Genomic DNA, 18490 nt, shown 5'->3' with positions numbered 1-18490 from the left:
TTCAGACAGCCAGCGCCCGTATCTGTTCCCGTGCGACGGCCCGGCCCTCAGCATCCTTCGCGAAGATGGTATCGAAACTGTCCGCCGGCACAACCTCGGTGGCTGCCAACGTACGCTCTATGATAAGGGGGATATCCGCAAAACACAGGTTACCGGAAAGAAAGGCTGCCACGGCCTCTTCGTTTGCGGCATTCATTACCGCTGGTGCCGTTCCGCCCTTATAGAACGCCTCCGCCGCCAACTTCAGGCACGGAAAGCGTTCCAGGTCAGGGCGCTCAAAGTGGAACCGCCCGATACGAAACAGGTCCAGCGGCGCAACGCCGGCCTCAATTCTCTCAGGCCAGGCCAACCCATTGGCGATGGGAGTGCGCATGTCGGGACTACCGAGCTGCGCCAGAACAGACCCGTCGGCGTACTCAACCATGGAGTGAATAATGCTTTCCGGGTGAACATGAACCTCAATCATTTCCGGTGTGGTATTGAACAGCCAGCATGCTTCTATCAATTCCAAACCTTTGTTCATCAGGGTTGCCGAATCCACCGAAATCTTCTGCCCCATCGACCAGTTCGGATGGTTGCAAGCCTCAGCAGGCAGCACGTTACGCAGGGATTCGGCTGAGTGAGTACGAAATGGCCCGCCCGAGGCAGTGAGCAGAATTCGTGTAATACCCGCGCCACGGGTATCCCGGATCTTATCCGGGGGCATACATTGGAAGATGGCGTTATGTTCGCTGTCGATCGGTAGGACGTCTGCGCCCGAGGCCAAAACCGCATCCATAAATAGCTGGCCCGACATAACCAGCGCTTCCTTGTTGGCCAGCAAAACGCGCTTACCAGCCCGCACCGCGGCAAGCGTGGGCGGCAGCCCTACGGCTCCAACGATCGCAGCCATAACCGTATCGGAATCACCATCGCCCGCGACCTGACATAGTGCTTCCGAGCCGCCGAGAACCGTTACAGAAGGCAGATCACCCAACGCACGAGACAACGCGGCGGCCGCATTCTCATCGGCCATGACCGCGTACCTCGGACGAAACTCATGACAAAGCTCCACCATGCTATCGACACTGGTACTGGCGGTTAACGCTGAAACCGAAAACCGGTCTGGATGGCGCCGAATGACATCAAGCGTACTCAGGCCAATGGAGCCAGTCGCCCCTAGTATCGAGACACGACGCTTCACAATAGTCACCACTGCCCCGTCGTCAACCAACCCATCAGGGTAATGATCAGGGCAAATACCGGAATGGCAGCCGTCAGACTGTCAATTCTGTCCATGATGCCCCCATGGCCCGGCAACAACTGACTACTATCCTTAATACCCCTGAAACGCTTCAGCATGCTTTCCAGCAGATCGCCAAGCACGGAAACGGCACCGGTGATCAGGCTGGCAATAACCAATAGCAGAACCTGGATAGCGGTGGCTGAGGCCAGTGCACTGATGATAATCGCGAAGACAGCAACCGCCACCAGACCACCCCAGACACCAGCCCAGGATTTTCCCGGACTGACCCGGGGCGCGAGCTTCGCCTTACCAAACGCACGGCCGGCAAAATAAGCGCCGATATCCGCCACCCAGACCACGCAGAACACATAGAGAATAAGCAGGAGGTTATTGGCGCTGTCACCGAACTGAAAGCCGCCGGTGCGAAGATGGTTCAACCCTACCCACGCGGGAACCAGCACCAATAAGCCCATCAGGGCGCGGGCAGGCACACCGCCCCAGCGCTCAGAACCACTGGGGTAATTTCTTACCAGCAGGAAACTCAGTACCCACCAGAACAATGCTAGCCAAAGTACCGCAACAGCCGGAACGTTCAGCAGTCCATATAGCACCGCCGCGACCACAAGGGCATAAACAACACGAGCTGCTTGCGTGGTCAGGCCGGACATATTCGCCCACTCCCAGGCACCGAGGGTAATAATCGCCCCGGTAAACAGAGCAAATCCCAGGGGCGGCAGGAAGAAAATTCCGCCAATGGCGATGGGGGCAAGGATAAGCGCGGTAATAATACGGGTTTTAAGCACGATATCGTTCGCTATCTTGTCGTTATTGTTCTGACGAAACGCCGGCGATCTGGTCGTCTGTCTGACCAAATCGGCGTTTCCGACCCGCATACGCCTGTAGCGCCTGACTCATTTCCTGCTCTTGGAAATCGGGCCAGTAAACAGGAGAAAAATACAGTTCGGTATAGGCCAGGTGCCAGAGCATGAAGTTGCTGATGCGTTGCTCGCCCGCCGTACGAATCATCAGATCCGGCATAGGCAGGTCGCCAATGGACAGGTGTTGCTGGATGAGATCGTCGGTGATGTCGGAGGGCGACAGTTCTCCAGAGCGGACCTTCTCAGCCACTTTACGACTGGCTTGGGTGATGTCCCAGTGCCCGCCATAATTGGCGGCGATGACCAGCGTCATCCGGGTATTGTCGCGGGTAAGCGCCTCGGCGCGCTCCATATGCTCCTGCAGGTTGGCGCTGAACGCAGAGCGATCACCGACAATGCGCAGACAGATGTCGTTGCGGTGTAATTTTTTGACTTCCCGCTCGAGCGCAAACAGGAACAGGCGCATCAGGGCCGACACTTCATCTTCGGGACGGCGCCAGTTTTCGCTGGAAAACGCAAACAGGGTAAGCACCTCCACCCCTTCCCGGGCACAGGTTTCCACCACCGACCTAACCGCTTTTACGCCGGCTTTGTGGCCGGCGACGCCTTTCAGTCGCCGGGCTTTTGCCCAGCGATTGTTACCATCCATGATAATGGCCACATGCCGGGGCCGGCCACCAGCCGAAACCGGAATCTCTGCGGATACTTTTTCCGTCATGCAATCCCCTGTTCAGCCGATACCGGACAACTGCAATGGCACCGGCTGATCATTGTGCTGAATTGGACCGGCTGATCAGACAGCCATCAGGTCCTCTTCCTTGGCCTTGAGCTGCTTCTCGATCTCGGCGATATAACGGTCGGTCAACTTCTGAATCTCTTCCTCACCGTGGCGCTCTTCGTCTTCGTTGATGTCTTTTTCCTTCAGCAGCTCTTTCAGCGTGCTGTTGGCATCACGACGCGCGTTGCGGACGGAAACCTTGCCGTGCTCCGCATCAGCCCTGGCCTGCTTGACCATTTCCTTACGGGTTTCCTCAGTCAGCATCGGCATGGGGATTCGAATAACCTCACCGTTGTTGGAGGGGTTCAGGCCCAGGTCCGACATCATGATCGCTTTTTCGATCTTCGGTAACAGCGGTTTCTCCCAAGGCGACACTGCCAACGTACGGTTGTCCTCGACGGTCACACTCGCCACCTGTTTGAGCGGTGTCTCCTGGCCGTAATAATCCACGGTCACGCTGTCCAGAATGGACGGATGCGCTCGCCCGGTACGGATCTTGTTAAAAGCCCAGCTCAAGGATTCAAGGCTTTTCTTCATCTTCTTTTCAGCATCAGCTTTAATATCGTCAATCACTGCAGCGTCCTCGGATTCGTTGTTCAAAATGTCTCAATCAGATCACTCGATCAATGTGCCTTCCGACTCCCCGGTCACGATACGGGTCAGCGCACCGGAGCGGTTCATGTCGAAAACCCGCAGAGGCATACCATGATCTCGCGCAAGGCATATAGCGGTCAGATCCATCACGCCCAGCTTCTTGTCCAGCACCTCGTCATAGGTGAGACGATCATATTTCTCCGCAGTCGGATCCTTGTAAGGATCGGCGGAATAAACGCCATCAACCTTGGTTGCCTTCAGCACGGCATCCGCTTCAATTTCGATACCCCGCAAACAGGCGGCTGAGTCGGTCGTGAAGAACGGGTTACCTGTGCCTGCACAGAAAATCACCACATCGCCGTCTTTCAGATCACGCACCGCCCGCCGGCGATCATAATGCTCAACAATACCACTCATAGGGATGGCAGACATAACCCGGGTACGGATATTGGATCGTTCCAGGGCGTCCCGCATGGCCAGGCCATTCATGACCGTCGCCAGCATGCCCATATGGTCGCCGGTCACCCTGTCCATGCCGGCGGCGTTTAACGCCGCACCACGGAACAGGTTGCCACCGCCAACGACCAGGCCTACCTGAACACCAATGCCAATGAGCGAACCAATATCCAATGCCATCCGGTCAAGCACTTTTGGATCGATGCCAAAATCGTGCTCGCCCATCAAGGCTTCACCGCTGAGCTTGAGCAGGACACGTTTGTATCTGGGCTGGGTATTGGACGACTTCGGCATGGGGATCCCCTTCTATGTGTCTGGCGTGGTGCCTGGCAGGACAAGCTTCTCAGGCTTGTATCTGACATACTCCTCAATGAAAAGGGGTATCTCAGATACAAGCCCGCCACGAGAACCGGACAACTCCGGCTAACGTGGCAGACTTGGAAGGTGCCCCGGACATCGCCCTGGCACCTGTCAGAAGGATCAGGACTTGCCGGTGCCTGCCGCCGCAGCGACCTCTGCAGCAAAATCCACTTCTTCCTTCTCGATACCTTCACCGACTTCCAGGCGAACAAAGCTAACCAGCTCACCGCCGTTGTCCTTGATCAACTGACCCACGCTTTGGTCAGGATTCTTGACGAACGGTTGCTCGACCAGGCTGTTCTCTGCCAGGAATTTCTTGATCCGGCCGCCCATCATCTTCTCGATGATTTCAGCAGGCTTGCCTTCCATGTCCGGCTGGGCCTTGATGACATCCTTTTCTCTCTCAAGCTCATCGGCCGGCATGTCTTCCGGCTTGCCAACCCGTGGGTTAACAGCGGCGACGTGCATAGCGATATCACGGGCCACTTCCGCGTCACCGGCGCTCAGGGCAACGACAGAGGCAATCTTGTTGTTGCTGTGAACGTAGGCGCCCACAACCGGGCCTTCCACCCGTACAATACGGCGAACGGTGATGTTCTCGCCGATTTTCTGAACCAGCGCCTCGCGCTTGGCTTCCAGATCGCCTTCCATCAGTTCGGCAACGTCTGTTCTGCTGTTTTCAAAGGCAACATTCAGAACGTCGTTGGCGAAGTTCATGAAGTTGTCATCGCGAGCAACAAAATCAGTCTCGGAGTTCACTTCCAGGATGTAAGCGACAGTGTTGTCGTCGGACACCTTGATCAGGGAGACACCTTCAGCGGCGGTACGACCCGCCTTCTTGGCAGCCTTCAGGCCGGAAGACTTGCGCAGTTCTTCGATTGCAGCATCAACGCTTCCGCCAGCTTCCACCAACGCCTTTTTGCACTCCATCATGCCAAGGCCGGTGCGCTCACGAAGCTCTTTGACCATTGCAGCAGTAATTGCAGCCATGTTCATTCCTCTTAACTGTTCCGAATTCTGGACCGGTGTGCCCGGCGGTAAACCACGGGCACACCCTACAACCTGTTCGCGAAGGAACTATTACTCCGCAGCGGGAGCAGCACCTTCCGCGTTTTCACTGACTTCTACAAACTCGTCAGTGCCGGCACCGGCAGACTGGCCTGCCTCAATGCAGGTTTCAGCAACAGCCTGCACGTAGATCTGGATCGCGCGGATGGCATCATCGTTGCCAGGAATCACGTAATCAACGCCGTCAGGATCGCTGTTGGTATCAACAACACCGATAACAGGAATGCCCAGCTTGTTGGCTTCCTTGATCGCGATACGCTCGTGGTCAACGTCGATTACGAACATGGCGTCCGGCAGGCCGCCCATGTCTTTGATACCACCGATGGAGCGCTCAAGACGGTCCATTTCGCGTGTACGATCCAGGGCTTCTTTCTTGGTCAGCTTGTCGAAAGTACCGTCCTGGCTCTGTGATTCCAGGTCGCGATAGCGACGGATTGACTGGCGAATGGTCTTGTAGTTGGTCAGCATGCCGCCCAACCAGCGATGGTTCACGTATGGCTGGCTGGAGCGCAGCGCTTCTTCCTTGATGATCTTGGCCGCCGCACGCTTGGTGCCAACGAACAGGATCTTGTTCTTGTTGCCCGCGAGATTATGAACGAAGTTCAACGCATCGTTCATGGCAGGAACAGTCTGCTCAAGGTTGATGATATGAATCTTGTTACGAGCGCCGAAGATGAACTTCGACATTTTCGGGTTCCAGTAGCGAGTCTGGTGACCGAAGTGGGCGCCTGCTTTCAGCAGGTCACGCATATTTACCTGAGCCATGATATTTACCTTTTTAGCTTCGGGTTAGTCCTCCACACGTCCGATTGCCCCAACCTGGCTACGTTGCCTTTTATATAGAGACAACATGAGCAGGCACCCTGGGACAACGTGCCGACGTGTGTGCGAATTTGCCGGATTTGTTTCCAGCGGGCGCGTTTATACCATAAATCCCCCGCCGGATTCCATTAATTTGTGTCCCGGAAAGCACGGCAAAACCGCCTCTTCCTTGTACCGGGCAACACTCCCCCTTAAAATGCGTGTTTGATCCAAATCAACGGGAACCCCAATGCAGGTATCGATCAAGACTCCGGAAGAAATCGAGAAGATGCGTGTCGCTGGCCGCCTGGCGGCCGAAGTTCTTGAGATGATTGGCGAACACGTCAAACCGGGCGTAACAACCGAGAAGCTCGATAATATTTGCCACGCTTATATGGTGGACGAGCAGAAGACCATCCCGGCGCCGCTGAACTACAAGGGTTTCCCGAAATCGGTATGCACCTCAGTAAATCATGTGGTCTGCCATGGCATCCCGAATGAGAAGAAGGTGCTAAAGGACGGTGATATCGTCAATATCGACGTCACGGTGATCAAGGACGGATGGCACGGCGATACCAGCAAGATGTTCATCGTCGGCAAACCCAAGCCCGGCAGCGAACGCTTGATTCAGATCACCCAGGAGTGTCTTTATAAGGGAATCGAGCTGGTGAAGCCCGGCGCCCGGCTTGGCGACATCGGTCACGTGATCCAACAGCATGCTGAGAAGCATCGTTATTCTGTGGTGCGCGACTATTGCGGCCACGGCATCGGAGAAGTGTTTCACGAAGACCCTCAGGTGATGCACTACGGCAAGCCCGGCACCGGCATGGAACTGCAGGAAGGCATGACCTTTACCATCGAACCGATGATTAACCAAGGCAAGTATCACACCAAACTGCTGCCGGATGGCTGGACCGTGGTTACCAAGGATCACAAGCTCTCCGCGCAGTGGGAGCACACGATCCTGGTAACGTCGGACGGCCATGAGGTACTGACCAAGCGCACGGAAGAGTCATTCTAGGTGGACCTTAGCGAACTGGAATCCAGGATAAGCAACGACCTCTCGCCTGTTGTATCGGCCCGGGAGCTGTTGAAGGAACGCTACAACGCTGATGCAGAAGCGTTCCGACAGGGGGCCGATGTTCGCGCACTGGTCCATTCCCGGTCCGGCACCCTGGATACTGTCCTCGCCCTGATCTGGAACCGCTACGCCTTTTCCGCGTCTGCCGATGTCTCACTCGTTGCTGTCGGCGGCTATGGTCGGGGGGAGCTCCACCCTCACTCCGATATCGACCTGCTGATCCTCACCCGGAGCGGTATAGAAGAAAACTGGCAGGAAGACCTTGGCGCCTTCATTACACTCCTGTGGGACCTGAAACTGGATATCGGCCATAGCGTCCGCAGCATCCAGGAGAGCATGGACGCCGCCAGGGAAGACGTGACTATCCTCACCAACCTGCTGGAAACCCGTACCATTGCCGGCTCCGATGACCTACGCGATGAACTCAGTCATCAGGTTTATTCAGATGCCATCAGCTCTGACCGCGATTACTTCATCGCCAAACGCGAAGAACAGAAGCAGCGCCACGCGAAATACGGGGACACGGAATACAACCTTGAGCCCAATGTAAAGGGATCTCCAGGGGCTCTGCGAGATATACAGACCATCGGCTGGATTACCAAGCGACACTTCGGCTTGCAGAATATCGCGGACCTGACACGTTTTAGTATCCTGACCGAAGAAGAGCACCAGATACTGCTACAGGGCGAAACCTTCCTGTGGCGACTTCGCTTTGGTCTGCAACTGATTGCCGACCGCAACGAGAACCGCCTCCTGTTTGACCATCAACGGGCACTGGCTCAAATGCTGGGTTATAAGGATGAGGGCAAGCGGCTGGGTGTTGAGCTGATGATGCAGTCCTACTACCGCACTGTGCTGGCCCTGGCAGAGCTGACCGACGTTATCCTGCAGTACTACGACGAAGCCATACTAGGCGCCGGAAGTGACGACGACATCCTGCCCCTGAACAAACGCTTCCAGATTCGCAACTACTACATTGAAGCTGTTAATAATCAGGTCTTTGCCTACGCGCCCTATGCCATCATGGAAATTTTCGTGCTGATGGCACAGCACCCGGAGATCAAGGGCATCCGCGCCACCACCATCCGCTCGCTGCGGGCGCACCGCCACCTGATTGACGATGCTTTCCGCTCGGATCTGGCCGTTACCTCCCTGTTCATGGAGTTACTGCGGACGCCGCACGCTCTCGACCAGACCCTGTCGGCCATGAAGAAATACAACGTGCTGGGCCGCTACTTGCCCGAATTCGGCCAGATTATCGGCCAGATGCAGCACGACCTGTTTCATATATACACCGTAGACGCCCACACCATGCGGGTGATCCGTAATATGGTACGACTGGACAGCGCCGAAGCCCGCAATGAATACCCGCTGGCGTCGCGCCTGATTCACCGGTTACCGAAGTTGGAAACACTCTACATAGCGGGCCTTTATCACGATGTAGCCAAGGGTCGGGGCGGCGACCACTCAGAGTTGGGGGCAATTGACGTGGAAAGCTTCTGCGAGCGCCATCACCTCAGCGAACGAGACACCCAGCTGGCCTCCTGGCTGGTGGAGAATCATCTGTTGATGTCGATGACCGCCCAGCGCAAGGACATTTCCGACCCGGACATCATTCACGGTTTCGCCCGCGCCGTACCCAGCCAGGTGCACCTGGATTATCTCTACGTGCTAACGGTGTGCGATATCAGCGCCACCAACCCCAAACTCTGGAATACCTGGCGGGCATCGCTTCTGCGCCAGCTTTATATCGAAGCCAAACGAGCGCTCAGGCGTGGCTCGGAAACACCGGTGGACCGTCAGGAATGGGTGCGCGCTACCCAGTCGGAGGCGCGAGAGATCCTACATGCCCAGAACATGACGGACGAGCAGGTCGACAGCATCTGGGAAACCCTGGACGAGGACTACTTCCTGCAGGATTCCACAGTGGACATTGCCTGGCAGACCGCCGCCATCATCCGGCATGGAGACGACCCCGACCCGCTGGTACTGATTCGAGACACCCGTGGAGGCCCTACTGACGGCTACTCCCAGATCATCATTTATATGAGTGACCGTATTGACCTGTTCGCGGCCACCACGGCGGTACTGGAACAACTTAATCTCAACATCGTCGATGCTCGCATCAGCTCCAGCGAAGGCCCATTCTCTATCAGTTCCTACATTGTTCTGGACGAGAAAGGCAAACCCCTGGGCATTGACCCGGCTCGAAAGGATCGGGTTCGCATGCGCCTGATCGAAGAGCTGGATGATCCGGAAGATTACCCCGACATCATCCACCGGCGTACGCCCAGACAGCTGAAACACTTCGCTTTCCCAACGGAAGTGACCTTCTCCAACGATACCATTAACCTGCGCACGGTAATGGAGGTGATCACACCCGACCGCCCGGGGTTGCTGGCCCGCGTTGGACAGGTATTGCTGGAGCATCGCGTGCGGCTGACCAACGCCAAGATTGCGACGCTGGGTGAACGGGTGGAAGACGTATTCTTTGTAACCGACGAGCACGGTGAGCAGATCAGCGACCCCACGGTCTGCCAGGCCCTGCAGCAGGATCTTTGCCAAATGCTGGATGACACCCAATGAACCCCGACCTGGACAGACTCCACCCCTACCCTTTTGAGAAATTAACCAGGCTAAAGGCCGGCATCAGCGTTCCTGAGGATTTGAGTTCAATCTCACTGGGTATTGGCGAGCCCAAGCATCCGTCTCCGGAATTCGTCAAACAGGTGATCGCGAATAATCTGGAAAAGCTCGCCAATTACCCGACAACGAAAGGCACCGATGAGCTGCGTCAGGCCATCGCACGCTGGGCCACCCGCCGTTTTGAATTGACACCTGGGTCATTGACGCCTGAGCAGCATGTCGTTCCGGTAAATGGCACTCGGGAAGGTATCTTCTCACTGGTGCAATCGGTAGTGGATTCCAGCCAGAGTGCCACCGTGGTCAGCCCCAATCCGTTTTACCAGGTCTACGAAGGCGCCGCATTCCTTGCCGGCGCAACGCCCCATTACCTTGCCTGCGACGCAGACAGCCATTTCATACCAGACTTTGATAAAGTTCCGGAATCCGTATGGAAGGACTGCCAGGTGCTGTTTCTGTGCTCGCCCGGTAACCCCAGCGGTTCGGTGATCCCCCGGGAAACATTGGTACGGATCATCGAACTGGCGGACAAACACGATTTCATCGTCGCGTCGGACGAATGCTATTCCGAGCTCTACCCCGACGAAGGCCGGCCACCGGAAGGGTTGCTGCAAACCTGTGCTGCCATTGGCCGCAATGATTTCGCCCGCTGCATCGTGTTCCACAGCCTGTCGAAGCGGAGCAACCTTCCTGGCCTGCGGTCCGGTTTCGTGGCCGGCGATGCCGAAATCCTCAAAGGCTATCTCAAATACCGCACCTACCACGGCTGCGCCATGCCCATCCACAATCAGCTGGCAAGCATTGCCGCCTGGAACGATGAGGAGCATGTGCGGGAAAACCGCGCCGCCTACCGCGCAAAGTTTGAGGCAGTGGTCCCCATTCTGCGGGAAGTAATGAACGTGGACTTTCCCGATGCCGGCTTCTACCTCTGGCCCGAAACCCCGATGGACGACGAAACCTTCGCACGGGAACTGTCGGCCCAGCAAAATGTGCATGTACTCCCCGGCCGTTACCTCTCCCGCACCGTCGATGGCCATAATCCTGGCGAAAACCGTGTGAGGATGGCTCTGGTGGCGCCGGTTGAAGAGTGCGTGGAAGCAGCAAAACGCATTGTGACTTTTGTAAAGGCAAACAGGACATGAAGCTCTACGGCATCCGAAATTGCGACACCGTCAAGAAAGCCCGGAAATGGCTGGACGACGCCGGCATCGACTATGAATTCCACGATTTCAAGAAGGACGGCCTGGACACCGACCGACTTCGCCAGTGGGAGCGGGCGGCCGGCTGGGAAGTGTTGCTGAACCGTCGCGGCACCACCTGGCGCAAACTTCCGGACGAGGTTCGTGATAATATTAGCGCCCAGTCCGCCCACAGCCTGATGCTCGACAACCCATCCATCATCAAGCGGCCCGTGGTTGAGCACGGCGACACGGTCAGCGTCGGTTTTAACACCGGTGAGTGGGCCGAACGATTTAAACACTGAGAACCAGGAGCACATCAATGAGTTTTGCATTCGGAATTGGTATCGGCAGCCAGAACAAACAGGGCGAGTGGCTGGAAGTGTATTACCAGCAGCCGGTCATCACCCCCGATACCGGCCTCATCGAAGTGGCTCAAAACGTTCTGGATTACCAGGGAGGCAATCAGGCTGTGTCGGTGACTCCTGATCAGCTCAAGGCGCTCTCAGACGGATTGCGCCAGTTGGGCCAGATGGAACAGTCCGCCCTTGCCGGTAAAGCAGCCGAAAGCCGTCGCCCGGTAGTCATTACCCTGCTAGACACCGATGACACCGCTTCCAGCACACCCGAGGTTTACCTCAAGCTGCATCTGATCTCAAGCCGCCAGGCCAAACCCCATGAGCTGAAGCTGGACGGTATTTTCGGCCTGCTGCCCAACCTGGCCTGGACCAGCGAAGGCGCCATCGACCTGAATGAACTGCCGGAGCGCCAGCTCAAAGCGCGCCTCGAAGACCGCACACTGGAAGTGAAGTCTGTCGACAAGTTCCCACAAATGACCGATTACGTAGTACCGAAAGGCGTACGCATCGCCGACACCGCCCGTGTTCGTCTGGGCGCCTACGTGGGTGAAGGCACCACCGTGATGCACGAAGGCTTTATCAACTTCAATGCTGGCACCGAAGGCACCAGCATGATCGAAGGCCGCATCTCCGCTGGCGTGATGATCGGCCAGGGCTCAGACCTGGGTGGCGGTTGCTCCACCATGGGCACCCTCTCCGGCGGCGGCAACATCATCATCTCAGTGGGCGAGAACTGCCTTATTGGCGCCAACGCCGGCATAGGCATCCCTCTGGGTGACCGCTGCAAAGTGGAAGCCGGCCTCTATATTACCGCCGGTACCAAGGTGGCCCTGCTGGACGACAACAACGAGCTGGTTGAGGTCATCAAGGCCCGGGATTTGGCCAACAAGCCGGACCTTCTTTTCCGCCGCAACAGCCAGACCGGCGCGGTTGAATGCAAAACCAACAAGTCCGCCATCGAGCTGAACGAAGAACTGCATGCAAACAACTAATTCCGCCGAGCTTTCCCCAACCCTCAAGCTGGCCGTTGACCTGATCCGCCGGCCGTCCGTCACCCCGGACGACGCCGGTTGCCAGGAACTGATGATGTCGCGGCTTTCCGCCCTTGGCTTCAAGGGCGAGGCCCTGCGCTTTGGCGAAACCGACAACCTATGGGCCCGTAAGGGCTCGGATGGCCCGTTATTGGCGTTTGCAGGCCATACGGATGTGGTGCCCACCGGCCCGGAAAGAAACTGGCGTCATCCACCGTTCGACGCAGTGATTGACGATGGTTTCCTCCATGGCCGGGGCGCCGCCGACATGAAAGGCAGCCTGGCGGCCTTTGTCACGGCCTGCGAGCGGTTTGTGGCCAACCATCCGGATCATCGGGGCTCCATCGCTTTGCTGATCACCAGCGACGAGGAAGGTCCAGCCCAGGACGGCACCGTGAAAGTGGTGGAAACCCTGGAAGCCAGGAACGAGAAAATCGACTGGTGCCTGATTGGCGAGCCCTCCAGCACCCATGAGGTGGGCGATGTGATCAAGAACGGTCGTCGTGGCTCACTCCATGGGTACCTCACGGTGCGCGGCACTCAGGGACACGTGGCCTACCCGCACTTGGCTGAGAATCCGGTTCATACCATTGCCCCGGCGCTGGACACCCTGGCGAAGGAGTTCTGGGACGACGGAAATGACTTCTTCCCACCCACCACCTTCCAGATCACTAAGATCGAAGCTGGCACCGGGAGCAACATCATTCCCGGGGAGTGCCTGGTTCATTTCAATTTCCGCTATTGTACGGAAAACACGGCGGAAAGCCTGGAAGAACGAGTGGTTGCGATTCTGGACCGCCACGAGTTGAAATACGATCTGCAATGGCATCTTAGCGGCCGTCCGTTCCTGACCGATAGTGGATCACTGGTCTCGGCGGCACAAAGTGCCATCCGCTCCGTGACCGGTCGGGAAACCGAACTGTCTACCTCTGGTGGCACGTCAGACGGGCGTTTTATCGCCCCTACCGGCGCACAGGTTCTGGAGCTTGGCCCCATCAACGCCACCATCCACAAAGTCAATGAATGCGTGAAAGCCGCTGACCTGGACACCCTGTCCGAAATCTACGAACAGGTTCTTGTTGAACTGTTGGCCTGATCAGTAGTGGGGAGGAGGCGTTTCGTCCTCCTCCTTTCTGATGTTCGATGACGATACTTCCTTGAGCTGATGATTCAGCTGCTTCTTCGCCTCCCAGAGTTCCCGGATATCCAGTTCCTGGCGGGCCACTTGTTCGCTCAGCGTATGAATGACGTCGTCCTGGAATGCCAGCCGCGTTTCCAGTTCATCCAGCCGGGCTTGTAGATCTTTGTCGCTCATAAGGTTTTTGGTTCTCCGGGAAGGACTCCCATCAATATATTATGTGATCAATTTGGTGTCGGCGGCCACGCCGCTTGGTCAGCGCTCCCCGTTATCTGGTATCATCCCGCTTTTGCCCGCCGGGGAACGTGCAAGGCACTTTCATACCTTGCAGTACCCTGACGGTTTTCACCGCCGGAGACCCGATTTTACCCGATATCCGGCTCTTTATCGTTAGCGTTAGATGAATGGAGAAACTTCAGTCCATGCAAAACCCAGCAAAAGCGATCGTTCTTGCTCTACTGGTCGCGATTCCGTCACCTTTTATCCTCGGCTTTCTGTTGGTGACTTTCACCCCGGAACTCTTCCAGATTCTGTCTCAGTCTCGCACTAGCGAGCTGGCAAACAGTACCCCGTTTGTACTGGGCAGCGCCCAGGGTATTGCCGCCTATGTGATTGCCGTTGTTCTTTTCGGCCTGGCTGGCTTCGTGACCGTAGCTCTGGCAGCCAAGAAACCATCAGCCGTCAAACAGCAAGCCCCCCGCACCAGCGCCGCACCACGTCAGCCTTCCCCGCGCAAGCAGCAGTCCGAACCGGATTACGATGACGACGATGACTACGACGACAGCACCCCCGAGGGCAATGAAGAAGGCACCGTTAAGTGGTTCAACGTCAAAAAAGGCTTCGGGTTTATTGTTCGCGATAGCGGCGATGAAGTCTTTGTACACTTCCGTGCCATCCGCGGCCGTGGCCGCCGGGTACTGCGCCAGGGTCAGTTGGTCCGTTTCAGCGTTGTCGAGGCGGACAAGGGCCTACAGGCGGACAACGTGTCCATCCTGAGCGATTGATTCGCAAGAACCTGTATCAAAAAAAGGGGGCAGCCGATTGGCTGCCCCCTTTTTTGTTGCCGCGAAGAGAGTCAGTTCCAGACCGCCAACTGTTCACCGCGCTGGTCCAGCCGCCACCATTTCTCCTCTTCCACCGACTCCCCTTCTTTCCAGTCACCAGGGCTGCAGCGAATCTCAGTATCCACGGCACGCCAGGCACTACGGGCGCAATCGAGATCGGAAACCCAGGGCAGATCCTCACCTTCAAGGATCAGTGATGTGTACCGCTTTCCACCCGCGCCGGGATACAGACTAATGCGGACCCTATGCGACTGATACCGAGCTGAGCCTTTCACTGCCCTATTACCCAGCGCATCGTCTGGGAGGTCAATCTCGTCCAGGTGACTGGCGAGCCAACCCGATACCGCTGACGACCCCAGGTCACGAATGTAGATTTCGAGATCCCGCACCTTCTGTTTCTCCTACCCGTTGATCACAATGGACCACATAGTGAACCGGCCCGGGACGGGCTGCAACCCAGCGTTCGAGTTCATGGCGGAGGTCGTCCACTTTCAGGGTCCTCAGAGTACCCTCCGCTTTGCGCTCATGCCATGCCACTTCTGCAGCCGCACGCTCAACGGCCAGGCTCTCAAGGGATCGCTCAAGCGTTTCCGTGGACTGCTGCCTGGCCATTGCCACCAAAGACTGGCGCCGCAGCGTATCGGCTGTGCCGGCCATCGCCATGCCCACAATGGGCCCCCGTTCGGCAAACAGGCTCAACCTGGCTGCCGCCCGCTCCACCCACTGGATCATGCCGCCTGGAGAACCAACCAGACGGCTTCGGCTTGAAGCGGCATAGCGGATAAGGGTCTGGGACAGTTCAATATTCCAACGTTTTTCAATCGCTGGCTGATGTGAGGTCAGTATGGCGACTTTCTGGCCGGGACTCATGCGGGGCATATCAAAGATATCGAAATCCCGTCCCAGCCACCGCTCCAGTTGCTCAACGGCAGCGCCTGTCTCCGGCGAATCGGGGCCCAGCATAATCACAGGGCCCATATACCCACTAAACAGGCTTCGGGCCACACTGAGCTCGGATGTCATCATGGTGGCCAGATCTGCCGGCGAAACGTTATCCAGAACCAGCGCGGGATAGTCCATTCGGTCGACACCACTGGACGGAATAACGGGGCTATCACTGGCCATCACTTCCGCCTCATTGCGAAGGTCCAGCTTCACGAAACCGCGGTGCAGGAATGGTAACAGGGCCTGCAGCCAACTGGTTTTCCCGCAGCCTCTCTGACCCCTCACCCACACCAGCGCACGCGGAACCGAGGCCAAGGTGATTGACACCTCCTCCGCCAGCTCAAGCCATTCCAGATCGGTAATCACAACAGGCACATCACCTTTGCTGGGCGTTTCGGCGGCATGCTGCTGACTTTCATCGGCAGCTGGCCAGCGGTCGACCAGTTCCAGCACCGCCACGTATGCCTTTTCCTGCAGACGCTCGGCATTACGAGTCAGCACCGACAACAGAATGGGCCAGTCCAGCCAGGGCGCATTGCTCAGTTCACGGGCCGAGGAGAACCAGTACAAAAGTTGTGAGGACAGTTGGCCTTCACTACCCACTTCGGTCACGATTGGCTGTTCGCACTGGATGGTACGGGTGAGTTCATCTATATCGACACCACGGCCTCGCAGGAACCCGCAGATATCAGGCTCACCATCCAGCAACGCCAGCAGGAAATCCTCAACGGTGATGGCATAACCACCGCGCTGGGCAACGCTGTCACGCGCCCGTTGCAGTGCGGTTTGACAGAGGGGGCTCAGGCATCCTTGCCAGTCTTCCATTCACTTCTCCTTGTGTTAACAGGCATCGTCCTGATGCCATTTCAGGTATACCGATCAGACCCGGTTGTAGGTATCTTCGAAACGCACGATGTCGTCTTCACCCAGGTAGCTGCCTGTTTGCACTTCAATCAGCTCCAGGGGAATGACACCCGGGTTGGTCAGCCTATGGGTCACGCCCAATGGAATATAAGTGGACTGATCCTCAGTCAGCAACAACACGTCATCACCGCGATTAACCGTGGCGGTTCCTTTCACCACAACCCAGTGCTCGGCCCGATGGTGATGCTTCTGCAGCGACAGGGATGCCCCCGGTTTCACGGTAATTCGCTTGACCTGGAAACGCTCCCCCGTGGCAATGCCTTCATAGGTGCCCCAGGGGCGGTGAACCTTCTTGTGGAACCGGTGCTCATGACGTCCCTGGGCCTTGACCTGGGCAACCAGCTTCTTCACATCCTGAACCCGGTCGCGGTCGGCCACCAGCACCACGTCATCGGTTTCAACGATCACGTGGTCCGTGATACCCAGTGCGGCAATCAGTCGGCCTTCGGAATGGATATAGGAGCCGGAAACGTCTTCGGTAATCACGTCTCCCCGACACACATTGTTGTTTTCGTCGTGGGGCTGGATATCCCATAGCGCAGACCAGGAACCCACATCCGACCAACCGGCATCCAGCGGCACCACGACCGCGTCGCGGGTTTTCTCCATCACGGCATAGTCGATGGAATCGTCCGGGCAGGACTTGAAATTCTCGGCGCCAACGCGGGTGAAATCCATGTCGGCATTGCGTTCTTTCCACGCAGCACGGCAAGCATTCATCATCTCGGGTTGCTGGTCTTCCAGTTCTTTCAGGTAACGGTCGGCCCGAAACAGGAACATGCCACTGTTCCAGAAATAGTCACCTTCATCCAGGTATTCGCGGGCGGTTTTCTCGTTCGGCTTTTCCACAAAAGCCGCCACATCGTTGTACCCTTCGTGAGCCGCACCGGCTTTGATGTAACCGTAGCCAGTGTGGGGGGCGCTGGGCACAATACCAAAGGTGACCAGTTTGCCGGAACGGGCGGCTTCAGCGCCCTGACTAACCGCCTGGCGAAACACGTCCTGGCTCTTCAATACGTGATCTGAGGGCATCACCAACAACAGCTCTTCCGGGTTTTCCTCCGCCGCTGCCAGGGCCGCCAAGGCGATTGCCGGGGCGGTATTGCGGCCGACCGGCTCGAGAATGATCCCCGCGGTACGTTCCGGTGCCTGGGCCTGCAAATGGGCGGCCACCACAAACCGGTGCTCCTCGTTGGTAATGGCCATTACCCGGGCGGTGTCATCCAGTGCCAGGCCACGGTCAATGGTTTCCGCCAGCAGGGAATCGTCAGACACCACCGGTAGAAACTGCTTGGGATAGGCTTCACGGGACAGCGGCCAGAGACGGGTGCCAGAACCACCAGAAAGAATCACTGCAAGCATGGGTCGTCCTTGTCTTGAATTTTCGCGAATTTTACCCCAAAAACTGCCAACCTGTCCTGCCGATGGCGAGTTAACAGGTTCCAATCTGCAAACCTTTACTCACCATCACCAAGTGCCAATGTTTTCCATACTGGCCCAAGGCTCCTTCGCTGGCAGTGAGTCGCCTTTCTGGAGCAGTTCGATGGAAATACCGTCTGGCGACCGCACAAACGCCATATGGCCGTCGCGCGGCGGACGATTGATGGTAACGCCGTTGGCCTGTAGGTGGCTACAAAGTGCATAGATGTCGTCCACCCGATACGCCAGATGTCCGAAGTTGCGGCCACCTGTGTATTCTTCGGGGTCCCAGTTATAGGTGAGCTCTATCATCGGGGCCCGATCGTCCCTTGCCCGCGCCTCATCCTCCGCAGCCGCTAGGAAGACCAGCGTGAAGCGCCCCTTCTCACTGCTTTTGCGGTTGATTTCCACCATACCCAGTAACTCGCAGAAAAAGTGCAGAGTTTCTTCGAGGTTGCTGACTCGGATCATTGTGTGAAGATACTGCATATCGCGTCTCCTGAAGCATTGCCCCGGGGCATACGGCGGGGACTGATCAAACCGCTGGT

Annotated in this window: 19 protein-coding genes; 7 read left to right on the top strand and 12 right to left on the bottom strand. The window is 57.1% G+C overall.

Going from position 1 to position 18490, the window contains the following annotated elements:
- Position 1 precedes the first annotated feature (1 nt).
- From ispC to rpsB, 7 genes are all read right to left on the bottom strand, one after another.
- Positions 2–1186, bottom strand: coding sequence for a 1-deoxy-D-xylulose-5-phosphate reductoisomerase (gene ispC / locus AC0B60_RS02435; RefSeq protein ID WP_465083938.1), 1185 nt, complete (start codon positions 1184–1186; stop codon positions 2–4).
- Positions 1187–1188: 2 nt separating this feature from the next.
- A complete protein-coding gene (locus AC0B60_RS02430; protein WP_465083936.1) occupies positions 1189–2028 on the bottom strand; it encodes a phosphatidate cytidylyltransferase in 840 nt (279 codons plus the stop codon).
- A gap of 22 nt (positions 2029–2050) precedes the next feature.
- Positions 2051–2821 (bottom strand): polyprenyl diphosphate synthase, encoded by a 771-nt coding sequence (uppS, locus tag AC0B60_RS02425; protein WP_465083699.1) that lies wholly within the window; start codon positions 2819–2821, stop codon positions 2051–2053.
- Positions 2822–2896: 75 nt separating this feature from the next.
- Complete coding sequence (gene frr / locus AC0B60_RS02420; protein ID WP_465083698.1) at positions 2897–3454, bottom strand: ribosome recycling factor; 558 nt, start codon at positions 3452–3454, stop codon at positions 2897–2899.
- 42 nt (positions 3455–3496) lie between these two features.
- Positions 3497–4225 (bottom strand): UMP kinase, encoded by a 729-nt coding sequence (gene pyrH / locus AC0B60_RS02415; RefSeq protein WP_007151790.1) that lies wholly within the window; start codon positions 4223–4225, stop codon positions 3497–3499.
- Positions 4226–4411: 186 nt separating this feature from the next.
- Positions 4412–5281: a translation elongation factor Ts gene (gene tsf, locus AC0B60_RS02410; protein ID WP_465083696.1), complete on the bottom strand. Its 870-nt coding sequence runs from the start codon at positions 5279–5281 to the stop codon at positions 4412–4414.
- A gap of 90 nt (positions 5282–5371) precedes the next feature.
- Positions 5372–6124, bottom strand: coding sequence for a 30S ribosomal protein S2 (gene rpsB / locus AC0B60_RS02405; protein WP_465083694.1), 753 nt, complete (start codon positions 6122–6124; stop codon positions 5372–5374).
- Positions 6125–6410: 286 nt separating this feature from the next.
- Here rpsB and map point away from each other — a divergent pair, with 286 nt between their 5' ends.
- From map to dapE, 6 genes are read left to right on the top strand one after another with little or no spacing between them, the layout of a single operon-like run.
- Entirely contained in the window at positions 6411–7181 is a 771-nt protein-coding gene (map, locus tag AC0B60_RS02400; protein WP_465083692.1) for a type I methionyl aminopeptidase, read from the top strand.
- Positions 7182–9827 (top strand): [protein-PII] uridylyltransferase, encoded by a 2646-nt coding sequence (locus AC0B60_RS02395; protein WP_465083690.1) that lies wholly within the window; start codon positions 7182–7184, stop codon positions 9825–9827.
- Positions 9824–11026, top strand: a complete 1203-nt coding sequence (dapC, locus tag AC0B60_RS02390) for a succinyldiaminopimelate transaminase (protein ID WP_465083688.1) — start codon at positions 9824–9826, stop codon at positions 11024–11026. The genes AC0B60_RS02395 and dapC overlap by 4 nt, the downstream gene beginning before the upstream one ends.
- Positions 11023–11367: an ArsC family reductase gene (locus tag AC0B60_RS02385; RefSeq protein WP_465083686.1), complete on the top strand. Its 345-nt coding sequence runs from the start codon at positions 11023–11025 to the stop codon at positions 11365–11367. The genes dapC and AC0B60_RS02385 overlap by 4 nt, the downstream gene beginning before the upstream one ends.
- A gap of 17 nt (positions 11368–11384) precedes the next feature.
- Positions 11385–12413, top strand: coding sequence for a 2,3,4,5-tetrahydropyridine-2,6-dicarboxylate N-succinyltransferase (gene dapD, locus AC0B60_RS02380; protein ID WP_465083685.1), 1029 nt, complete (start codon positions 11385–11387; stop codon positions 12411–12413).
- Positions 12400–13548 (top strand): succinyl-diaminopimelate desuccinylase, encoded by a 1149-nt coding sequence (dapE, locus tag AC0B60_RS02375; protein ID WP_465083683.1) that lies wholly within the window; start codon positions 12400–12402, stop codon positions 13546–13548. Before dapD ends, dapE begins: the two co-directional genes overlap by 14 nt.
- Here the strand turns inward: dapE and AC0B60_RS02370 are convergent, their stop codons facing one another.
- Positions 13549–13767: a SlyX family protein gene (locus tag AC0B60_RS02370; protein WP_465083681.1), complete on the bottom strand. Its 219-nt coding sequence runs from the start codon at positions 13765–13767 to the stop codon at positions 13549–13551.
- A 245-nt stretch (positions 13768–14012) separates the two neighbouring features.
- Here AC0B60_RS02370 and AC0B60_RS02365 point away from each other — a divergent pair, with 245 nt between their 5' ends.
- Positions 14013–14594, top strand: a complete 582-nt coding sequence (locus tag AC0B60_RS02365; RefSeq protein ID WP_465083680.1) for a cold-shock protein — start codon at positions 14013–14015, stop codon at positions 14592–14594.
- A 71-nt stretch (positions 14595–14665) separates the two neighbouring features.
- Here the strand turns inward: AC0B60_RS02365 and AC0B60_RS02360 are convergent, their stop codons facing one another.
- From AC0B60_RS02360 to AC0B60_RS02345, 4 genes are all read right to left on the bottom strand, one after another.
- Positions 14666–15043: a hypothetical protein gene (locus AC0B60_RS02360; protein ID WP_465083678.1), complete on the bottom strand. Its 378-nt coding sequence runs from the start codon at positions 15041–15043 to the stop codon at positions 14666–14668.
- Entirely contained in the window at positions 15015–16424 is a 1410-nt protein-coding gene (locus tag AC0B60_RS02355; RefSeq protein WP_465083676.1) for a hypothetical protein, read from the bottom strand. Before AC0B60_RS02355 ends, AC0B60_RS02360 begins: the two co-directional genes overlap by 29 nt.
- A 54-nt stretch (positions 16425–16478) precedes the next feature.
- Positions 16479–17885: a mannose-1-phosphate guanylyltransferase/mannose-6-phosphate isomerase gene (locus tag AC0B60_RS02350; RefSeq protein WP_465083675.1), complete on the bottom strand. Its 1407-nt coding sequence runs from the start codon at positions 17883–17885 to the stop codon at positions 16479–16481.
- 105 nt (positions 17886–17990) lie between these two features.
- The gene (locus tag AC0B60_RS02345) at positions 17991–18431 is read right to left on the bottom strand and encodes a VOC family protein (RefSeq protein WP_465083673.1); all 441 of its coding nucleotides are present in this window, start codon (positions 18429–18431) and stop codon (positions 17991–17993) included.
- Positions 18432–18490: the final 59 nt, after the last annotated feature.

The organism is Marinobacter sp. V34, from assembly GCF_055524115.1.
Note: the sequence above shows the minus strand (reverse complement) of the source record. Positions and strands in the feature narration are given on the sequence as shown.

Bases quoted from the DNA above. Each gene is read 5' to 3' on its own strand.
- uppS (WP_465083699.1), bottom strand. From the start codon at position 2,821: ATGACGGAAAAAGTATCCGCAGAGATTCCGGTTTCGGCTGGTGGCCGG.
- pyrH (WP_007151790.1), bottom strand. From the start codon at position 4,225: ATGCCGAAGTCGTCCAATACCCAGCCCAGATACAAACGTGTCCTGCTC.
- tsf (WP_465083696.1), bottom strand. From the start codon at position 5,281: ATGGCTGCAATTACTGCTGCAATGGTCAAAGAGCTTCGTGAGCGCACC.
- rpsB (WP_465083694.1), bottom strand. From the start codon at position 6,124: ATGGCTCAGGTAAATATGCGTGACCTGCTGAAAGCAGGCGCCCACTTC.
- map (WP_465083692.1), top strand. From the start codon at position 6,411: ATGCAGGTATCGATCAAGACTCCGGAAGAAATCGAGAAGATGCGTGTC.
- dapC (WP_465083688.1), top strand. From the start codon at position 9,824: ATGAACCCCGACCTGGACAGACTCCACCCCTACCCTTTTGAGAAATTA.
- AC0B60_RS02385 (WP_465083686.1), top strand. From the start codon at position 11,023: ATGAAGCTCTACGGCATCCGAAATTGCGACACCGTCAAGAAAGCCCGG.
- dapD (WP_465083685.1), top strand. From the start codon at position 11,385: ATGAGTTTTGCATTCGGAATTGGTATCGGCAGCCAGAACAAACAGGGC.
- dapE (WP_465083683.1), top strand. From the start codon at position 12,400: ATGCAAACAACTAATTCCGCCGAGCTTTCCCCAACCCTCAAGCTGGCC.
- AC0B60_RS02370 (WP_465083681.1), bottom strand. From the start codon at position 13,767: ATGAGCGACAAAGATCTACAAGCCCGGCTGGATGAACTGGAAACGCGG.
- AC0B60_RS02365 (WP_465083680.1), top strand. From the start codon at position 14,013: ATGCAAAACCCAGCAAAAGCGATCGTTCTTGCTCTACTGGTCGCGATT.
- AC0B60_RS02355 (WP_465083676.1), bottom strand. From the start codon at position 16,424: ATGGAAGACTGGCAAGGATGCCTGAGCCCCCTCTGTCAAACCGCACTG.
- AC0B60_RS02350 (WP_465083675.1), bottom strand. From the start codon at position 17,885: ATGCTTGCAGTGATTCTTTCTGGTGGTTCTGGCACCCGTCTCTGGCCG.
- AC0B60_RS02345 (WP_465083673.1), bottom strand. From the start codon at position 18,431: ATGCAGTATCTTCACACAATGATCCGAGTCAGCAACCTCGAAGAAACT.